Annotated in this window: 8 protein-coding genes; 5 read left to right on the top strand and 3 right to left on the bottom strand. The window is 68.0% G+C overall.

Features of this window, described 5'->3' with window-relative positions; all coding sequences use genetic code 11:
* Positions 1-6: 6 nt before the first annotated feature.
* The 3 genes from FOB72_RS11655 to FOB72_RS11665 form a co-directional block, all read right to left on the bottom strand.
* Complete coding sequence (locus tag FOB72_RS11655; RefSeq protein ID WP_150372661.1) at positions 7-7,884, bottom strand: C80 family cysteine peptidase; 7,878 nt, start codon at positions 7,882-7,884, stop codon at positions 7-9.
* Between the two features lie 5 nt (positions 7,885-7,889).
* Positions 7,890-9,632, bottom strand: coding sequence for a ShlB/FhaC/HecB family hemolysin secretion/activation protein (locus FOB72_RS11660; RefSeq protein ID WP_223851313.1), 1,743 nt, complete (start codon positions 9,630-9,632; stop codon positions 7,890-7,892).
* Positions 9,633-9,780: 148 nt separating this feature from the next.
* The gene (locus FOB72_RS11665) at positions 9,781-10,674 is read right to left on the bottom strand and encodes a c-type cytochrome (protein ID WP_150372662.1); all 894 of its coding nucleotides are present in this window, start codon (positions 10,672-10,674) and stop codon (positions 9,781-9,783) included.
* A gap of 284 nt (positions 10,675-10,958) precedes the next feature.
* On the opposite strand from FOB72_RS11665, the gene FOB72_RS11670 reads away from it, so the two are divergent.
* The 5 genes from FOB72_RS11670 to FOB72_RS11690 all read left to right on the top strand — a co-directional run bounded on the left by FOB72_RS11670 (position 10,959) and on the right by FOB72_RS11690 (position 20,424).
* Entirely contained in the window at positions 10,959-14,405 is a 3,447-nt protein-coding gene (locus FOB72_RS11670) for a diguanylate cyclase (protein WP_150372663.1), read from the top strand.
* A 224-nt stretch (positions 14,406-14,629) separates the two neighbouring features.
* Positions 14,630-15,961 (top strand): dicarboxylate/amino acid:cation symporter, encoded by a 1,332-nt coding sequence (locus FOB72_RS11675; protein WP_150372664.1) that lies wholly within the window; start codon positions 14,630-14,632, stop codon positions 15,959-15,961.
* Between the two features lie 152 nt (positions 15,962-16,113).
* Positions 16,114-18,021: an ATP-binding protein gene (locus FOB72_RS11680; protein ID WP_150372665.1), complete on the top strand. Its 1,908-nt coding sequence runs from the start codon at positions 16,114-16,116 to the stop codon at positions 18,019-18,021.
* A gap of 4 nt (positions 18,022-18,025) precedes the next feature.
* The gene (locus FOB72_RS11685) at positions 18,026-19,390 is read left to right on the top strand and encodes a sigma-54-dependent transcriptional regulator (protein WP_150373874.1); all 1,365 of its coding nucleotides are present in this window, start codon (positions 18,026-18,028) and stop codon (positions 19,388-19,390) included.
* Positions 19,391-19,824: 434 nt separating this feature from the next.
* Complete coding sequence (locus tag FOB72_RS11690; RefSeq protein WP_150372666.1) at positions 19,825-20,424, top strand: helix-turn-helix domain-containing protein; 600 nt, start codon at positions 19,825-19,827, stop codon at positions 20,422-20,424.
* Positions 20,425-20,520: the final 96 nt, after the last annotated feature.

Below are 20,520 nucleotides of genomic sequence, written 5' to 3' on the forward strand. Positions count from 1 at the left end.
CATCGCCTACTGCTTCGCCCAGTACTCCCCCCTGTTACCCAGCGGCTTGAACATCGTCGTGTTCTGGCCCCGCGAATTGGTGGCCGCGAACACGTTCGAGTTCGGGTTGTAGTAAAGACTGTTGCCCGATGCGTCCGACTTGGTCTGCGTCCCCGCGGGCGGATTCGACGTGAATTGCTGCGCGCCCGCCGCGTACTCGAACCAACGGTTGTACTGGGGAAACTCGTGCTTGTGCTTCTGCCAGTGATCCTGGGCGTTCTGCGTTGACGACTTCCAGCCCGAGGACGCCCACGACTCCCCGGGCTTGCCCAGTGCGGCGGCATCCGCGATATCGGCCCTCGCCTTCGTGCCGTTCGCCAGCACCTTCACCGGCCGGCTCTGCCCCGTCATCTCTGCCTGGATGCCGCGACTGCCCAGTTCCGCCGTGACGTCGCCGAGCATGCAGCTCGATCCGCATCCCACCAGCGCGACTTTCGTGACGTTGCCCCGCGTCCCCGCCGCCTGCGCGACGAGGTCGGCAACCTCCGCCGCGGTCCTGCCGCCCAGCGTCGGTACGGTCCCGCTGCCGCCATGCCCCACGACGGCAACCTTGACGTCGCCGGCCGGCCGCGACGCGCCCGTATCGTCTGCCACGCCCTCCGCGCCAACCTGCAGCAGCCGCGTGCCGGGGTGCTTGCGGGCCAGGGCCTGCGCGGCCCTCGCGGTCACGGGGTCGTCGCCTGCCTGCACCACGACCCGATCGGCATAGACGCGCTTTGGCACCGGCTCGCCCGTGAAGATGTCCTTGACCAGCCGATGGCGCGACGCTTCCGTTTTCTCATGCTCCCGCAACAGCACGTAGGTCCGCGTATCCGCCTGCTTGTGCCCCAGCACGTCGAACCGCGTGTTGGGCAGGAACACGACCTCCGCCTCGTCGTTGAGGCCCATTCCCGCGATGTTCCTGCCGCTGCGACCGCGGATATGGAACACCGTGGGGTACCCCTTGACGCCCGGGGTGACCCCCATGTTGCTCGCGAAATGTTTGGCCACATGCGGCGACGCCGAGCTCGAGGTGAACGTCCGGCTCATCACGACATCGCCGCGGTTGACCTTGGTGCCCCAGATATCGGACGGCGCGTGGACACCGCGATAGGTGACATCCGTATGGTCCGGAAGCTTGCCGAGCGCACCCCGCAATCCGTTGGGCTTGTCCCACTTGACGATCGGCCCGGCCCCGCCATCCGGCCGATCGTAGTAGCCCCTGTTGAAGGGGGCGGAACTCCCCACGTACTGGTCGATGAGCCTCTCGTCCGGGTCCGTCAGACGCACGTTCTCTGTCCGATGCCGGTCTCTCATCAGCGTGGCCGTCTCCGCCTGCGTTGCCGCCTTCTCCTCCCTTCGCTGCGCCTCCGGCACATCGCGCGTCAGCGCCCTGAAGGTATTCTTGCGGTCCCGCGCTGCCTGCCAGCGTTCGAAGAGGGAAGGCGCCCACGGATAGCCGAACGGCCCGAGCGCGTAGGTATCCATGACCGAGGCCACTGCCTTGCTTCCGGTGGGGAGCACCTTGATGGTCCCGCTCTGACCCGTCACTTCCGCCTGGATGCCCCGTCTGACCAGTTTGTCCGTGACGTCGCCCACCATGCAGTCGGTATCGCAGCCCACCAGCGAGACCTTCCTGACCGTGCCCGCCGTTCCGGCCGCCTGCGCGACGAGCCCGGCCACCTCCGTCGCCGACCGCCCGCCCAGCTTCGCGTCCTTGCCTCCGCTGCCGTGCCCGACGACGGATACCTTGACGTCGCCGCCGGGCGCGCGCGACGGCCCGCTGCCGTCCGTGGCACCCAGCCCGTCCGCCTGTACGAGCCGTGTGCCCGGATGCTTGCTGGCAAGCGCCTTCGCGGCGTATGCGGTTGCCGCATCGTCACCGGCCTGGACCACGACGCGCTCGGCATAGACCCGCCTGGGCACCGTCTGGCCCGTGTACATATCCTTGACCGGCTTCTTGCGCGACGCTTCCGTTTTCTCGTGCTCCCGCAACATCACGTACGTGCGAGCGTCGATCTTCTTGTGCCCCAGCACATCGAAGCGCGTGCCGGGCCGGTACAGGACTTCCGATTCGTTCATCGTCGCGTTGAGTCCGGCGATATTCTTGCCACTGCGGCCACGAATGACATACATCGTGGGGTTTTCGCTTGCGTAAGGCGAGCTCGAGAATTCGTGCGCAACGTGCGGCGACATCGACGTCGACGTGAACGGCCGGCTCACCACGACGTCACCCTTCCTGACTGTCTTGCCCCAGATGTTCGCCGGCAGATGATCGCCGCGGTAGGTGATGCCCTCATGGCTGGGAAGCTTGCCGAGCGTGCCTCGCAGCGTATTGGCGTTGTCCCAGCGGATCGGCGGATCGGCGGTATCCCCGGGGCGCCGGATATACGGATCGTTGAACGGCCGGGAGCTCAGCTGGTACTGGCCGATCTGCGCGCCATCCATGGCGTTGGGACGCACGCCGCGGCCCCGGAAATCGTCCCACATGCGCTGGGCGGCGTCTGCCTGGGTTGCCGCTCTTTCGCTGCTGCGCCGGGCTTCGGGCACGTCCCGCGCGGCATCCCGGATGAGCGCGCGGCGCTCCTGCCATGCGCCAATGCGCCCGGGCAACGGCAATGTGTTGCCGGTCGATGGCGTTGATGACGTCGATGGCGTCGACGACGTGGACGACGTGGGCGACCCGTGGAGGACCTTCGAGATCGGAAACAATATCGCATTGCCTGTTTGCGACAACGCGGACGCCACCGGATTGCCATACGGCTGGTACGGCTTCATGTCGTTGTACGACACGCCGATCGTGTAGGGGCCGGGCGTCGAGAATACGGTTTTCCCGGTCGCGTTGGCCAGCGCCTGTGCCTGCGAGAACGGACCGCCGCAACCGCCATAGCAGGTCTTCAGATCGATGCGCCGGACCTGATCGAGGCTCCCTCCTGCCTCGGTCACGACGCGATCGACGGCCTTGGCCACCCCCTTTGCATTGGCGCGATTGCCGCTATTGAACGGCGCGCCATGCGTTTCGATCGTCACGATCGGCTCCCCGCGCGTATAGGCGATATAACTATCGGGGCCGAACACGCCGTCACGCACCGTCGCGGCCCTGGGCCGTGCAAGCAGCTGGCGGGCAGGGCTCGGCTCGAGCGGCGCGCGCGCCGTGCCTCCCTCCAGATCCAGCGTCAGGCGCTTCATGCCCGGCGAAGGCGCAGCCGGCCGGCGCCCTCCACCCGCGGGCATCACCATCGGCGGCGCCACGATATCGAGATTCTTGTTGCGTGCGACATCTTTCTTCAGGGCCGTTTCCGTGAGCGTGCCGCCGTACGTCTTCCGGGTGTCGGGCGCGCGTGCCGTGAGCCCGGCGAGCGTCAGGTCGCGCCCCGCCACCAGACTGACCTGCACACCCGCATCGACTTCCGTACCGATCTCGCGCTCGCGGAATTTCTCTCGAGAGCCGACGAACGCCCCATCGGAACTGAAGCCTGGCGACCCGCCGACGGTGCTGATCCCCAGGCCGCCCCCGGTCCGATCCGACTGGTACAGCGAGCGGATCGTCGCGGCCCCGAGTACGAGGTCGCGCCCGGCCCGCACGGTCACCGTTCCTTCGCTGGCTAGCCGCGTCGCCACGAGCGTGGCGTCGTTGCCGGCCTGCAGGTCGATGTCTCCCTGTTTCGACGCGATGCGCACCGGCGCGACATCGTCCTCCTCGCGCACGGTCTTGCCCACGTTGGCGCTCGCGCTCGCCGCCATCCAGCTCGTACCGGCGCCGAGCGAGCCGTTCGCGGCCAGGCTTTGCGTCTTGCCGCGGCGTTCGGTCCGGGCCGCATCGAGCTTCAGATCGCCCCCCGCCGCAATACGGATGTGCTGCCCCGCGTCGATCCGCGTACCTTCCAGCCGTGCCTCGCCGGTCGCCTGCACGAATACGCTGCCTCCGGCGCCGACATGCCCGCCAGTCGCGATGGATGCACGGCGATTCAACTGGTTGCCCTGATAGTCGCCGTTGCCGCTCACGCCCGGATTCACGACATCGACCTTGAGGTCGCCCCCCCCATTGAGGTCGCTGCCCGTCACGGCCGACACCTCGCGCGCGGCGGCATAGTCGAGCGTCGCGGCATCGATACGGACGTCGCCGCCCGCCGCGATCGATGTCCCCTCCAGCCGCGTGGCGCCTGTGCTGCGGCTCGACACATTGCCACCCGCCTTGATCCGGCCCGCGATCTGCGTGCGGCCCGACTCTCGCTCGTCGAACCCTTCCTTGCGATAGCCCACCGTGCCTCCGGCCCCGAAGCCCATCCCGCGCGTCATCGTGCTGGCGCCCTGCCCGGTGGCCGAGGACGTTGGCACGCCCGCCGACGCTGAACCGTACACGCCCACGCGCAACGTGTCCCGGCTGCGCTGGTCCGAGCGATGCACGGTATCGGCGGCCGCCTCGCCGACGATCGTCGCCGCCTCTTGCGTCAGGTTGCGCCCGGCTTCGATGCTGGCGCCGACATCGCGCAGCGTGCCGCCGGCATGGCGCGCAAGATCGCGTCCCGCCACCAGGCGCGACGCGAGCGCGTGGGTGCTGCCGGATTGCCCATCGTCAAGCATGAGCGAAGTCCTCGCACCGCCTTCGCCATTCGCCCACATCGAGGGCAGGCCGCCCGACTGCGCGCCGCTGGCCTGCGCCCCGATCCCTGCCTGCGCGCCCGCGTTGAGCGTGAGGTAAGCACCGAGCGCCGCCGATCTGCCCGAGGTCCGTTCGGTTTTCAGGTTCTCGGCGACGACGCTCTCGAGATCCCATCCGGCCAGCCGCAGATCGCGTCCCGCCGCGAGCAGGGAGGCCCGCACCGTCAAGGTCTTCGCGGCGCTCGCCACGACATCGCCCGCGGCACCCATGGCAGCAGACCGGAATGACGTGACATCGACGTCGCGCGTGCGCGCATCGTGTTGCGCGACGTCGTACCCGATGTCGAGCGTCGCCGACGCGTTGCCACGCAGCGTCGCCCAGTTGTCGTCATCGCCCTTCCTGCGACCCCCGACGCTAGCGGCCCCCGTGGCGGACGCCGCGGCGGACGTCGACACCATCCACCCGATGCCCATGCTCTCCGTCGCCGTCCCGATGCTGACCGCGTCGCGTGCCGCTTCGATAACGACCTTGGCCGCGCGCGCATCGAGGTCGCCACCCGCTTCCACCGCGCCACCTTCGAGCCGGATGTCGCCCGTGGCATGCGCGCGCAGATTCTCGCCGGTACGCAGCGTCGATCCGATGGCGGCCGACTCCTTTATCGTGTCGCGCTGCGTGTCCCGGCCGTAGAACTTGAACCCCATCGCCCCCTCCGCGCTCGCGCTGGTGCCACCGGCGCGGACCACGGGTCGATTGCGATACACCTGCAGGATGCCGCTCTTGTCGACCGAGGCCGACGACTCGAGGCTTTCGCCGCCGGCGAGTACGAGGATGTTGGCGGCGACGATCGACCCCGCACCCGCGCCCACGACCGTCGAGCCGCGCAGGTACACATCGCGCCCGGCTTCGAGATCGAGCGCGCCGCCCGCCTCGAGCGTGGCGCCAACGTTGCGGCGCGCGACACTTCCGCGGGTCGTCTTCTCGGTGCCGTAGAGCGAACCGTTGACACCGAGCCCACCGGTATCGACGTCATCCCACGTACGAATCTGATTCTGCTGCGATACCACGCCAATCGCATCCGACGCACGCACGAACAGCGTGCCGCCCGCCTTGACCGCCGACGCGCTGAACAACGCCGAGCCATCGGTGCGCACACGGAGGTCGCGCCCGGCCACCAGACTGCCCACGTGCTGCGTGATGGCGGCCTCCCCGCCCGTCGTCCAGGTGACCCCCGCACCGAGCTTCGGTTGCATGGTCGGGGTCGAATCCGCCTGCATCGTGACCACCGCGTCGAACAGCACGCCACGGCGCGCGCCGAGGTCGATGGCCCCCGCGGCACGCATCGCCCCGCCGAGATTGACGATATGCCCGCCCGCGTCCAGCGAGAGCGCCTCGCCGGCCTCGATCGTGCCGATCGGCCCACGCTGCGAGAGGTAGAGCTGGGGCGTCCCGTTACCCATGACCAGCGTGCGGTTGACGATATCGCCCTGCCGCGAAAACAGCGCGACGCGACGGCCCGCGAGCACGCCCGACCGGTTCGCAATACTGCCGACGCTGGCAACGATCAGCGCCTGATCGCCCGCGATGCGGCCGCCGTCGTTGACAAGCGCGCCCACATCCAGCTGGAGGTCACGCCCCGCGATCGTGGCGGCGCCCGACTGCGCGCCGTCGTTGATCAGGCGCAAGCGTGCCGCGCGCACGGTATCGGCCTGAACGGTCGCCTGCATCGCGGGACGAAACTCGGACAGATAGGCGGCCTGCGCGCCGTTGTAACGGCAACCGGGATCGTATGCCGCGCCGCCGTCGCGGCAATGGGTCCACCCGTATTTTTCAATGCCGAACAGCGGCCCGATGATCTTGCGCGTCTGCGTGGAAAGCGAGGTGTGGCGCTGCGTCTCTTCGGCAATCCCCTCGTTGTGGAACACGGCGCTGCCGTCGGCGTGCAACCCACGCAGGAGCACGGCGTTGCCGGCGCTGAGCTTGCCGCCCAGATTGTGGCCGCGCTGGAACGCCATGTTCAGCGTATCGCCGGCGTGCATCGTAGCCACGCGCGGTTGTACGCCGGGCGCGAACATCCGGGTCTCCGTCCATGTCGCGCGATAGTCCTGAAAGAAATCCCGGTTGCCGCCGCTGCCGCCATCGTCGTAGGCCTGGCCATGCGCCTCCCTGACCTCGGCGCCCCTGACCCAGACCCGCTGCGTGGCGCCTGCGGATTCATTGCGCACCACCGCGGCTTCGATATCGATCGTTGCGCCACCTTCGAGATCGCCCTGATTGAGCAGCTCGCGCGCGCGCACGGCCAGCATGCGGCCGGCTTCGAGACGCCCCGTGTTGGCCAGTGTTTCACCCGCCTGCAACCGCAACTCGCGTCGCGCGGTGACGCGCCCGAAGACCTGGATGCCCCTGGCGGCCTCGATGTGCAGATCGTCGGCGCGGGCCGCAGCCTGCCCGCGCATGCGTACGCCCGTGCCCGCCTCGGTGGCAACGATCCGGATGCGGTCGGCATACATGCCGCCAAACAGGGTGCTGTCGATGGCGAGCTTCGGCGCGTCGCCATTGCCTGCCAGTGGATGCGCGACCGCGCGGTTCGCGCGTTCGTTTCGCATGGCCCCCGTGACGATTGCCAGATCACGCGCGCGCACGACACCGTCGAACCGCACCGCGCGCGCAAGCAGTTCGAGCGCGCGGGAGTCGGTGGCGTCGAGACCGGCGCGCTCCACGCGGATATCGCCCTGCGTCACCTCGAACCCGCCGAGCGACCGATCGGGGTTCAGGTAGGGCACGCCCGTCGTCAGCGTGACGCTGTCCGTGTTGACGAAGCTGCAGCCCGAACACGTCACGCCATAGGGATTGGCGACGATCACGTCGGCGCGCGCGCCCAGCACCTCGGCGGCACCGGCGAGCGTGCTGCGGTTGTTGGTCACGACCTCGTTGAGGATAAGGCTCGCGGCCTCGGTCAGATTTGCATTGGCGGCGACCTGCCCGGCCAGCTGCGACACTTGCGGGCCGCGCGACGCCACCGTGTTGTTCAGCACGAGTCCGTTCGCGTCGATGTTGAACGCGTCGTAACGATTATGGGAAAGCCCCGCGGCATTTGGGGCGTCGATATCGACGACGGTCGCACCATTGGCGGCGCTGTGCGCGCGGGTGTGGCCGCTGGCGGCGGCAACGGAAACGGAATGGCCCGACTGCGCGCGCGCGGTCTCGGGCGCCACGGTCCAGGCCGCGGCGGCAATGCTCCATACGATGCGATAGACGTGGTTCATGGTGGTCAGAGATCGAAGGTCAGGCGCATCCCGAAGAGCAGGCCTTCACGCATGCGCGGGCTCGGCGCGCTCACCGCGCGCGAGAGTTGGGCATCGACGCTCATGCCCCGCCACGTGGCGACGACACCGAGCGCGACACCGGAGAGCGCTCCGCCCGGCACGCCGCGCGCGATGCTGCCAACGCGACCCCAGTCGAAGCCGACATAGGCACGCCCGACGAGTGGGCCGCCCGGAATGGTTTGCACGCGCCACGGGAGGCCGGCTTCGGTCCGGAGCAACAGGCCGCTGTCGCCGCTGAGCGAGTGATCGAGAAACCCGCGCACGGTGCCCGGGCCGCCAATGACGAACTGCTGGGAGCCGAAGAGGCTGCTGCGGGCAAGCTGGCCCGTCAGCCGCGCGGACACGGTTAGCGGTGCGCCGGGCACCGGCAGGACGCCTGTGCGATCGCTGTAGCCAAGCTCGTAGGTCAGCTTCGTGAACTGCGCATGCGGCAATTCACGCGAAAGCCCTGCCGGATCGCGCCGCGTGCCGAACAAGGACAGGCCATGCGCGATGCCGACGCGGCCGCCGAGCACGCCGCTGCCGATGCGCCGTGTCACGTCGGCGCCCACTTCCGCGTACGACAGATTGCGACTGGCCACGCGAAGCAGGATGTCGTCCGCCCAGGTCCGGCTCGATTGCACCGCGAGCCGCGCGGACACGGTCACCCGGGTGCGCTGGTCGCGAAGGACGACGTGATCGACCCCGACGCCATAGGTGTTCGTGGCGCCGCTGACCGCCAGCCGCGCGCCGCGTGGCAGCGCGAGCGTATTGACGTAATCGGTCCGGCTGACATCGAGCGCGAAAGTGCGATAGCCGAGCGGGAGTTGCGCGCGCAGCCCCGTGGCCGCCGATCGATGCGCGCCGCCGAATGGAAAGATCGACTGGCGGCGCGTGACCGAGATCTGCTCGTTCGCGCCGAGCAAGCCCTCGAACGTGGCGACGGCGGATACCGCGTTGCGGCCTGTCGCGGTCGTGCCCAGGTTGTCGTACGCGGTCAGGAGGCTCACGGGCAAGCTGGCCTCGTCCTTCACGACCACGACCGTCTGTCCCGGCGCGGTTCCGGGCCGCAGTTCCAGTCGCGCGCGATGCGAGCGCAGGCGATTGATCTGCTCGAGTCCCTGCTCCAGATCGCGCAGGTTCAGCACGTCTCCGGGCTTTGCCGTAAATACGCCGCCGGGCCAGATCGCGCCCTCCGCGTCGTAGCGCTCGATGGTCCCGGCGACGATATCGATATCGAGCACGCGCCCATCTGGTTCCGGGTCCGGGCCGCGCCGATCGTCGCGTAGATAGGCACGCGTCGTGATCAGGCCGCGATCGAGAAACGATTGCGTGATCGATGCCAGCAGGGTTTCCAGTTCCGCGGCACCGAGGCAGCGGCCGGCATATCGTTCCGTGATGCGCGCCGATACGGCCGCCGGCACGAGGGACGTGTCGCCGTGCAGGGCGATCGTATCGGCAGGTCTGCAATCGCCGTCGATGTGGCGGCCGTCGGCTGGCGGCAGCAGAACCTCGCCGGCGCCGCCGGGCGGCGGCGCCTCGCCCAGCGCGCGCCGCTGCATCTCCTGCAGCTGTTCGCGCTGCTGTTGCTCCAGTACCTGGCCGTGCCGCGACAGCGCGCGCTCGCCCGGCCCGGATGCCGCGCATGGCGGGAGCGCGCACAGGAGCGCGCAGGTCGGGATCCATCGCAGGAAGCGGGCATGAGGCACGGTTGAGTTCCAGTCGCCGATTGGACGATGGACTCACGGTATGCCCGCGTATTTATTTCCCGTTTTTTATTTTATCAATCTTGATGAAACCAATATTTATTGGAACTGGAAACGTCAATGGAAATATTTAAAAAAACCAAAGCGGTTTTTACTTCAGGCTTCGCAGATAGCGATGCAGCGCCTCCAGATCGGTGTCGTTCATGTACGCGAACGACGCGAACGGCATCACGCGGCTGACATCCGTGCCGTCGGGCCGCTTGCCGGTGCGCATCATGTTCACGAAACCGGCGGCATCTTCATAAGGTTTCATCGCGCGCGAATCCGCGTGCAGATTGGCCGCATCGGGCCAGTCGGGCGGCGCGCCCGGGATCTTGCCGCCCCGGAGGCTGGCGCCATGGCAGCCCATGCAGGCATTGGCCACGTAGGCGCCGTACGCGACCGTCGGCGCGGCCGCCACGGCCGACGCGGGCGGCAGCGCATGATCGATCTTCTCGGCGGCGTCCTTGACCACGCCGGCGCCATAGAGCCCGCGCACGTACCATGGCATCGTCACCTGGCCGGGCTTCGCCCCGCCGGCCGTCGGCGGCAGGCTGCGCAGATAGCCGACCAGCGCGGCGAAGTCCTCGTTGGACAGGCGGTTGTAGTCCTCGCTCGGCATGACCAGCAGCGGCCGGCCGGACGGCGCGACGCCATGGCGAATCGCCAGATCCCAGTCCTGCGGCCGGTAGTTCGCGATGGTGGGATTGGCCGAGGTCAGATCCGGCGAACGCACATAGAATCCGTTGGGTTCGTCGAACACCACCTTGCCGGCGCCGTTGGCGCCGTGGCACTCCATACAGCCCCGCGACAGATAGAGGTACTTCCCATGCGCGAGCGAGGCCGCGTCATCGACATAGGCAACCGGTGGCAGTTCCGGCACCTTGACCGTCCGCTGCATTTTCTGGCCGCCCCAGTACCAGGTGCCGCCGACGGCGATCACCACGACCACGACGAAAGTAACCAGTGCGGCCGAGGCAATCCGGAAGAAACGCGCGATATCCATGGGGAGCCCTCTCTTTTCTTATGGTGCCGCCCGATTCCAGCGGGGCGGGCATTCGCGATCTGTGCGCGATGGTACAGACTTCGCGCGGGCCATCGACCCGATGTTTTTCGGCTCCGCACGCTTTGCGCGCAGGCGCCCTACCAAAATTCCGCTAAAGATGCCAGCCCCAACAAGGCACCCTCGTCCCGCCTATCTCTGGCCTCAAACAGCCGTTGGCGGCCTTACAGTGCGGTCTAGCCTCGGGATCGTGTGACCATATAAAACCCGAAAACGAACAGATCCGCATGACGCCAGATTCGGCCGCCAATTCGCGCAACACGCCCAACGCGACGCACGCCCCCGCGATCGCGCCGGCGCCCCTGCCAGCCCCCGCCCTGCCGTGGCGCCCCCTGCTGCTGGCCGGCGTCGGCGCGTTCGTGCTGGCGGCGTCCGGTATCTGGCTGTCCCGGCTGCCCGGCAATGCCGCCGCGCTATGGCTGGCCAACGCGTTCGGCCTCGGCATGCTGCTGCAGCGGCCGCGCTATGAGGCACGGTGGCTGCTGGCCGCCATGTTCGCGGGCTGCCTGCTCGCCAACTGGGTGGGCGGCGATTCCGTCATCGTGGCGGTGCTGCTCTCCTGCGCTAACCTGCTGGAAATTGTCTGTTCGGTGACGTTGCTGCGGCTGATGAGCGCCCATATGGGGAACGTGCGCTCAGGGCCGCTTGCCAGTTTCGCGCTGACGCTCGGGGTGGCCGCGACGGTCGGGCCGGCCGTGGGGGCGCTGGCGGGCGCGGCGGCGCTCGCCCAGGCGTATGGCACGCCGTTCACGCGCGTCTGGTGGACCTGGTGGAATGCGAGCGCGCTCGGCATGGTCATGCTGCTGCCGCTGATGGTATCGGTCACGCGTGCGCGCGTCAGCGCGACGTTCCAGCGCGGCCTGCTGGTGCGTCTGACGATCCTGCTGGTCATCTCGGTGGCCATCGGCGCGGTCGCGGTCCTGCAGTCGCATGACCCATTTGTCGCGATGTCGCTGCCGCTCGTGGTGGTGGCGCTGCTCAGCAACCCGTTCGCGACGGCTGTGCTGACGCTGATCTCGACCCTCGCGGCGGAGCTGTTCGCGCTGGCGTCGGGCGCGCCCGACGTGGCAATGCAAAGGCTGCCGCTCTCGGCGGCCGCGATCATGGTATTTCCGGTCTGCATCGCGCTGATGACCGAACAGAACCGCGCCGGCCGCGCGCATCTGCGCAACAGCGAGCGCCGCTTCCGGCAGGCCATGGAACACTCGGCCATCGGCATGGCGCTGGTCGGCCTCGACGGACGCTGGCAGATGGTCAACCGCGCGCTGACCGACCTGCTCGGATACAGCCCCGACGAATTCCGCGGCCGCCCGTTCCAGCTCATGACCCATCCGGACGACCTCGCCGCGGACCTGCGGCAGGTGGAACGGCTGCTGGCCGGCGAGATCGATTCGTACCGCATGGAGAAACGCTACCGCCACAAGGAAGGGCACTACCTGTGGGCGCTGCTCGCGGTATCGCTCGTGCGCGACGAGATCACCGGCGAACCCGTCCACTTCATCTCGCAGGTGGAAGACATCAACAGCCGTCGCCTGGCCCAGGAGCAGATGGAACAGCTGTCGCGCCGCACGCAGCTTGCCGTGGAAGCGGGTGGCGTGGGGATCTGGGAATGGGATTTCACGAACGCGTCCATCACGTGGGATGCGCGGATGCACGCGCTGCACGGCACCACGCCGGAGCTCGGCACGCCGACGCTGGCCGAGTGGATCGCGATGCTGCACCCCGAGGACGTGAGCCGCGTGAGCAGCGAGATGCGCCAGGCCATCCGCGGCCTGCAGCGCTTCGATACCGAGTACCGCATCGTGCGGCCGACCGGAGAGATCCGCCACGTGCGCGCGATGGCGATGGTGTCGCGGCAGGAGGACGTGCGCGCCGGCGATCGCGACAGCGGCATGACGCGCGCGCTCGTCGGCACCAACTGGGACACCACGGAACAGCGCCGGCTGACCTCGGCGCTGTTCGAGGAAAAGGAGCGGCTGCAGATCACGCTGCGCTCCATCGGCGACGCGGTAATCTGTACCGATGCCGCGATGCGCGTGACGTTCCTGAACCCGATCGCCGAGCAGCTGACCGGCTGGAGCATGGACGCCGCGATGGGCCAGCCGCTCGAGCAGGTGTTCCGCATCGTCGATGAACTGACCGGCGAGGTGATTCCGAGCCCGGTCGAGCAATGCCTGCAATCGCTGCGCCCCGCCTACCTGCAGGAGGGCGCCGTGCTGCAGAGCCTGACCGGCGAGCGCCACGACGTGCAGGACTCCGCCGCGCCGGTGCTCACCGGCAATGGCGACGTGCTCGGCGCGGTGCTCGTGTTCCAGGACATCACGAGCTCGCGCGCGCTGCAGCGCGAACTCGCACATTCGGCCACGCACGATGCGCTGACGGGCCTGCCCAACCGCGCGTGGTTCGAGAAGAAGCTGCGCGAGGCCTGCGAATCGGCGCGCCAGCACGGCCATCGCAGCGCGCTGTGCTTTATCGACCTGGACCGCTTCAAGATCGTCAACGACACGGCCGGACACGGCGCCGGCGACGTGCTGCTGCGCGAACTCGGCTACGTGATCCGCCACCATGTGCGCCCCGACGACCTGCTCGCGCGCCTCGGCGGCGACGAATTCGCGCTGCTGCTCAAGGACTGCACCGTCGATCAGGCCGACCATGTGTGCCAGAAGGTCATCGATGCGATTCGCGGCCGCCGCTTTCCGTGGGACGGCCGCGTCTACGACGTGGGCGCCAGCATCGGCATCGCGGCCATCGACAGCGAAGTGCCGCCGGTCGGCGAACTGATGAGCCGCGCCGACGTGGCCTGCTACGCGGCAAAGGCCGCGGGCCGCAACCGCGTATCGGTCTACCGCCGCGACGAAAGCGACGCGCGCCGCCACCACCGCGAACTCGAAGTCGCGGCGGGCATCCACTCCGCGCTCGAGGCCAACCGCTTCCGCCTGTATGCGCAGGAGATTCGCGCGCTGCGGCCCGAGTCGGACCCCGCCTGCCATATCGAGATCCTCGTGCGGATGGTCGACGAGAACGGCACGCTGATCATGCCCGGCGCGTTCATCCCGGCCGCCGAGCGTTACGACCTGATGGGCCATATCGACCGCTGGGTCATCCGCAACGTGCTGCACGACTTCGGCCCGCGCCTCGCGGCGATTCCCGGGTTGTCGGTATCGATCAACCTGTCGGCCAACTCGCTCGGCGAACCGTTCCTCCTGCCCTTCCTGCACGCCGCGCTCGACGAATCCGTGCTGCCGGCCCGGCGCATCCGGCTGGAGATTACCGAGACCGCGCTGATCAACAACATGTCCGCCGCCAACCGCCTGGTCGCCGAGATGCGCCGGGCAGGCTGCACGGTCGCGCTCGACGACTTCGGGGCCGGGCTGTCCTCGTTCTCTTACCTGAAGCAGTTTCCGGTCGATTACCTGAAGATCGACGGCAGCTTTATCCGCAACCTCGCCGACAACGTCGTGGACCGCGAGATCGTGAGCTCGATCAACGATATCGGCCATCGCCTCGGCGTGCGCACGGTGGCGGAGTCCGTCGAGGACGAACAGACCCTGCATACGCTGCGCGCGATCGGCGTGGACTATGCGCAGGGCTATGTGATCGGCCGCCCGATGCCGCTCGAGAGCTTTATCGCCGGCGCCACGCACCAGGCGGCGGAAACGCCGCCCGCGCCCTGACCCCTTCCTGAAGTCGTTCGGATTTCCGAACACTTGCACGCCACCGCCGTTCGGACTCCCGGACGGCGCGGCCGGCGCACTTCCATTTCCCCTTTGTATTCATGGCCTTACATCAGGCCAGGCGGTCCCGCGCGCTGGCATGGCTCGTGCGATTCCGGGGCGCGCGTTTTTTCGCGCCGCGTTTCCCATAACGAGAAAGCTGCCACAGGAAGACAAACCCCACGATGAAACTCAAACGACTGCCCACCCTGATCTTCATCGCGATGCTGCTCGGCGTACTGGCCGGCACCGCGGCGCACCATCTGGCCCCCGACGCGGACACCGCGAAATCGATCGCCGATCATCTCTCCATCCTGACCGACGTGTTCCTGCGGATGATCAAGATGATCATCGGCCCGCTCGTGTTCGCGACGCTCGTCTCGGGCATCGCCAGCATGGGTGACGGCCGGGCCGTCGGCCGAATCGGCGCCAAGGCGATGCTGTGGTTCGTGGGCGCGTCCGTCACGTCGCTGCTGCTGGGCCTGATCATGGCCAACGTGCTGACGCCGGGCCACGGCATGAACCTGCCGCTGCCGCCGGCCGACGCGGTATCCAGCGTCAAGACCGCCTCGCTGAACCTGCGCGACTTCATCGCGCACATGTTCCCCAAGAGCTTCGTGGAGGCGATGGCCACCAACGAGATCCTGCAGATCGTGGTGTTCTCGCTGTTCTTCGGCTTCGCGCTCGGCACCGTCAAGGACGGCGTTGGCAAGCCCGTACTCGCCGGCATCGAAGGCCTCGCGCAGGTCATGCTCAAGGTCACCAACTACGTCATGGCATTCGCGCCGATCGGCGTGTTCGGCGCGATCTCCGCGGTCATCACGGCGCAGGGCCTCGGCGTCCTGGCCGTGTACGCCAAGCTGCTGGGCAGCTTCTATCTGGCGCTGGCGCTGCTGTGGGCCGCCCTGCTTGCCGGTGGCGCGCTCTTCCTCGGCCGCGGCGTGTTCTCGCTGCTGCGCGCGCTGCGCGCCCCGCTGATGATCGGCTTCGCCACGGCGAGCAGCGAGTCGGCCTACCCGAAGGTCATCGAGCAGCTCACGCGCTTCGGCGTCAAGCCGCGCATCACGAACTTCGTGCTGCCGCTCGGCTATTCGTTCAACCTCGACGGTTCCATCATGTACACGTCGTTCGCCGCGCTGTTCGTCGCGCAGGTGTACGGCATCCATCTCTCGCTGACGCAGCAGATCACGATGCTGCTGGTGCTGCTGGTGACCAGCAAGGGTATTGCCGGCGTGCCGCGCGCCTCGCTGGTCGTCGTGGCCGCGGTGCTGCCGATGTTCGGCCTGCCCGAGGCCGGCATCCTGCTCGTGCTCGGTATCGACCACGTGCTGGACATGGGCCGTACCGTGACCAACGTGCTCGGCAATGCCATCGCCACCACGGTGGTCGCACGCAGCGAAAACGCGATTGGCGCACCCGATCTTTCCGAAGATGAGGAAGACGAGGACATCGACAGCCGCGACGTCTCCACGCAAGGGGCAGGCCTGGGCACGAGTCAGGTTCTGGCCGGCAAGTAACATCGCCGCCAGCCCATGCGAGGGCCCTGCCGCCGATCCGGTGGCAGGGCCTTTTTTCATGGCTTGACGTTGTCTCAGCAATAATTGCTTAGTCAATATTTGTCTGCGCCGATTTCTCTCGGGCTTTGCCTTGATGTGGTAAAAGGGCTGCCATGCAGCACGAAGACCCCGTCATTCCGTCCACCGTCGCCACACCCGCAAGACCCCGCGTCGCGCTCTCCCTGTTGGCCCTGCTGGTGCTTGCCGCGCTGATCGCCGCGGCGGGCTGGTTCGGCTATCGCTATACCTACGACGGCGCGCTCGCCCGCCAGGCCGAGCGCGGCCAGGTTCAGCTGCGGCTCTATGCGCAGGCGCTCGACAGCGAGCTCGCGCGCTACGACTACGTGCCGAGCCTGCTGTCGCTGGACGCGCGGATCGACGCGCTGCTCCATCATCCGCAGGATCCCGCCCGCGTCGCCGATGCCAACGTCTACCTGTCCGCGCTCAATGCGCGCGCGGGCACGCGCGTGGTGTACGTGCTCGATGCGCAGGGGCATGTCGTCGCCACCAGCAACTATCAGCGCCCCGACAGCTACCTCGGCGAAGATCTGAGTTTCCGCCCGTACTTCCATACGGCCATCGAAGGCCAGCTCGGCCGCTTCTACGGCGTGGGCACCACGCGCAGCGAGTCCGGCTACTACCTGTCCGCGCCGCTCGGCGACCGCGATCATCCGTCGGGCGTGGCCGTCGTCAAGATCGGGCTGGAACCGCTCGAGAACCGCTGGCAGGGTGCCGACAGCCAGATGCTGCTCGCCGACGAGAACGGCGTGGTCATCCTCGCCTCCGATCCTTCATGGAAGCTTGCCGCGGTGCGCGAGATTCCGCCCGACCTGCGCGCGCGGCTCGACCAGACGCTGCAGTACAACCGCGCGCCGCTGCCGACGCTTGCGCTCTCCACGGTCCGCACGCTGGGCACGGGGCCGGGCCCCGGTGGCGACGCGCTCGTCAAGCTGCGGCAGGGGCCGCCGATGCTCGCGCAACATGCGTCCCTGCCCGGCACGGGCTGGGACCTCACGCTGCTGACCAATACCTCCCAGGCCCGCGTGGCCGCGCTCAACAGCGCGGCGCTGGCCGGCGTGGCCACCGCGTTCGTGCTGCTGCTGGCCGCCGCGTGGAACGTGCGCCGCCGCATCGTCAGCGAGCGGCTGGCCGCGCGGCATGCGCTGGAGGCGGCCAACAACGAGCTCGAACGCAAGGTCGCGGAGCGAACGTCGGACCTCTCGACCGCGAACCAGCAGCTGCACGCCGAGGTCGCCGAGCGCATCCGCACCGAGTCGTTCCTGCGGCAGGCGCAGGATGGCCTCATGCAGGCGGGCAAGCTCGCCGCGGTAGGACAGATGTCGGCCGGCATCGCGCACGAGCTCAACCAGCCGCTGGCCGCGCTGCGCACGCTGTCCGGCAACGCCTGCAAGTTCCTCGATCGCGGCGACGCGGCCACCACGCGCGACAACCTCGAGAAGATCATCGCGCTCGTCGAACGCATGGGCCGCATCACGGGCGCGCTCAAGTCCTTCGCGCGGGACCCCGCCAGCGGCCCGCGCCGCTGTGCAAAGCTCGCGGATGCGGTGGACAACGCGCTGTTCCTGATGGAATCGCGCGTGGCCACGACCCGGCCCCAGATCGATCGCGACATCGACGCGCACCTGACGGTCGCGTGCGACCCCAATCGGCTGGAACAGGTGCTCGTGAACCTCATCGGCAACGCGCTCGATGCCACCGCCGGGCAGCCCTCGCCCAAGCTCTGGCTCCATGCCTACGAGAGCGGCGGCCTCGTGCACCTGACCGTGCGCGACAACGGGCCGGGCCTTTCCGAGGAAGCCTTCGCGCGGCTGTTCGAACCGTTCTTCACGACCAAGCCCGCGGGCGAGGGCCTTGGCCTCGGCCTCACGTTGTCGGCCGGCATTCTCAACGAGAGTGGCGGCACGCTGACCGCGATCAATCACCCCGACGGCGGTGCGTGCTTCACGCTCGCGCTGCCGCAGGCGATCGGCAAAGTCCGGGAGACATCCCATGACGGCTGAGCCCATGCCGCGCGATCTGGCCGTGACGATCGTCGAGGACGATCCGGACGTGCGCCTCGGCTGCGAGCAGGCGCTGCGGCTCGAAGGCATTCCCACGCGCACGGCCGCGAGCGCCGAGGCCGCGCTGCGCGATATCCAGACGCAGATGGAAGGCGGGCTGCATCCGGGTATCGTCGTCACCGATGTCCGCCTGCCGGGACGCGACGGCATGTCGCTGCTCGCGGCGCTGCGCGAGCAGGATCCCACGCTGCCCGTGATCCTCATCACGGGCCACGGCGATGTGAGCCTTGCCGTGCAGGCGATGAAGCAAGGCGCGTACGACTTCCTCGAAAAGCCGTTTTCGCCCGAGCGGCTCGTCGATGCATGCCGCCGCGCGCTCGAGCAGCGCCGGCTCACGCTCGAGGTGGCCGGGCTGCGCGCCCAGCTGGCCGCGCGCACGTCCGTGGCGAGCCGGCTGATCGGCAATTCGCCCGCGATCGAGCGGCTGCGCGCGCGCATCGCGGACGTGGCCGATACCGGCGCCAATGTGCTGATCCACGGCGAGACTGGCACGGGCAAGGAACTCGTCGCGCGCTGCCTGCACGAAGCGAGCGGCCGCCATGCGCGCCATTTCGTCGCGATCAACTGTGGCGGCCTGCCCGAACAGCTGTTTGAATCCGAGATCTTCGGCCACGAGGCCGGCTCGTTCACGGGCGCCACGCGCCGGCGCATCGGCAAGATCGAGCACGCCGCGGGCGGCACGCTGTTCCTCGACGAGATCGAGAGCATGCCCATGCCAATGCAGATCAAGCTGCTGCGCGTGCTGCAGGAACGCACGGTCGAGCGGCTCGGCTCCAACCAGCCCGTGCCCGTCGACGCGCGCGTGGTAGCCGCGACCAAGGCCGACCTGCGCGCGCAGTCCGATGCCGGCGCGTTCCGCGCGGACCTGTACTACCGGCTCAACGTGATCACGCTCGCACTGCCGCCGCTGCGCGAGCGTCGCGAAGACGTACCGCAGCTATTCGAGCATTTCGTGGCACAGGCCGCGCTGCGTTTCGATCGCGAGCCGCTGCCCGCATCGCCGGCGGAGATGTCCGCGCTGATCGCCTATCCGTGGCCCGGCAATGTGCGCGAACTGCGCAATCTGGCAGAGCGCCATGTCCTCGGACTCGGCTGCCGTCCTGGCGATATGCACGAAGGTGGCGACGGCGGCGGAGCCGTCGGCGACGGGCCGACTGAACTGTCGCTGCCGCAGGCCGTCGAACAATTCGAGCGCGCGCTCATCGCCGATGCATTGCGCCGCCACGACGGCAACCTCTCCCGCGCGAGCGAAGCGCTCGGCGTGGCCAAGACAACCTTGTTCGACAAGGTTCGCAAGTACGGACTCTGAGCCATTGCGGCGTGATTTTTTGGAGGCGCAAGCGCGAACCGTTATCATCTGCACATGCGCATCGGGACCGATGATCCATAAGGACTAGGTCGAACGGTGGGCGAAATCGTTCGGATGTCATCAGCTTTTCCGTCGCGCCGGTCCACCAGAGGCCGCCGATGTACGTTAAACAACAAAAGTGCAACGCCAGTCATCGATTACCCTCTGTCATGCGTGCCCCATGCGAGGAATACTATGAATGGTGTGCGGTGCGGTTCGCCGTGCCGGGCAGGTGGCAAAGACCACCGCCGCCAAGCAGTACGACCGGCGGGGAGCGGGTCGAGTAGCAGGGTCAGTAGAATTCCGGCAGCCCGGTAATCACCGGCGTGGCGCGCCCGAAGGCGCCACGAGACGCGGCTTCCGCGTTGCGCTGCCGTTCGACAACGGGTGAGTGGATGAAACTGGATCCAGAACTGGCTGACAAGCCTTACTACAGCACGCGTACCGCAGCAAAGCTTCTCAATGTATCGCTGGGCACTGTCCAGAAGATGGTCGAACGGGGCGAACTTGGCGCCTGGAAGACCAACGGCGGACATCGGCGCATTCACAAGGAAACGGTGCACCGCCTGCTGGCATCGCGCGCCGCGCCCGATCTGCAGACGCCGCACGATCTCGACCTCGTGGTGTTCCACCCGAACCACCAGGAGGCGCAGCGTATCAGCGCGCAGCTGGGCAAGTGGTCACTGCCGCTGAAAACGCAGGTGCTCGAGGACGTCGTCGATACCGTGATCACGTCGGTCGATGCGCGGCCGCGCGTGGTCCTCTACTACGTCGAGGAACTCAACGACGCCGAGTCGGCGATCATCGAAAAGCTGCAGAACTTCTTCGCGCGCCAGCGCGTGATCTTCGCGGTGATTACCAATCGGCAGGCCTACGATGGCGTGGCCGACGCCCTGCAGCACTGGGGCATCATGGTGTTCCTGAAGACACCGTCGCTGGAAGAAGTCAAAGGCTTCCTGCGCGCGCAACTGATGATGGGTCGCGCCGGCGCATAAGCCCGTGCCCCGCGGGCGCCACGCGCCCCCGATAGAGCGCCCCCGATAAAGCGCCCGGCGCCGTCACCGCGACATGCGGTGCGGGCCGGGCGTTTT

The sequence above is a fragment of the Cupriavidus pauculus genome (genome assembly GCF_008693385.1).
Taxonomy (GTDB): Bacteria; Pseudomonadota; Gammaproteobacteria; order Burkholderiales; family Burkholderiaceae; genus Cupriavidus; species Cupriavidus pauculus_D.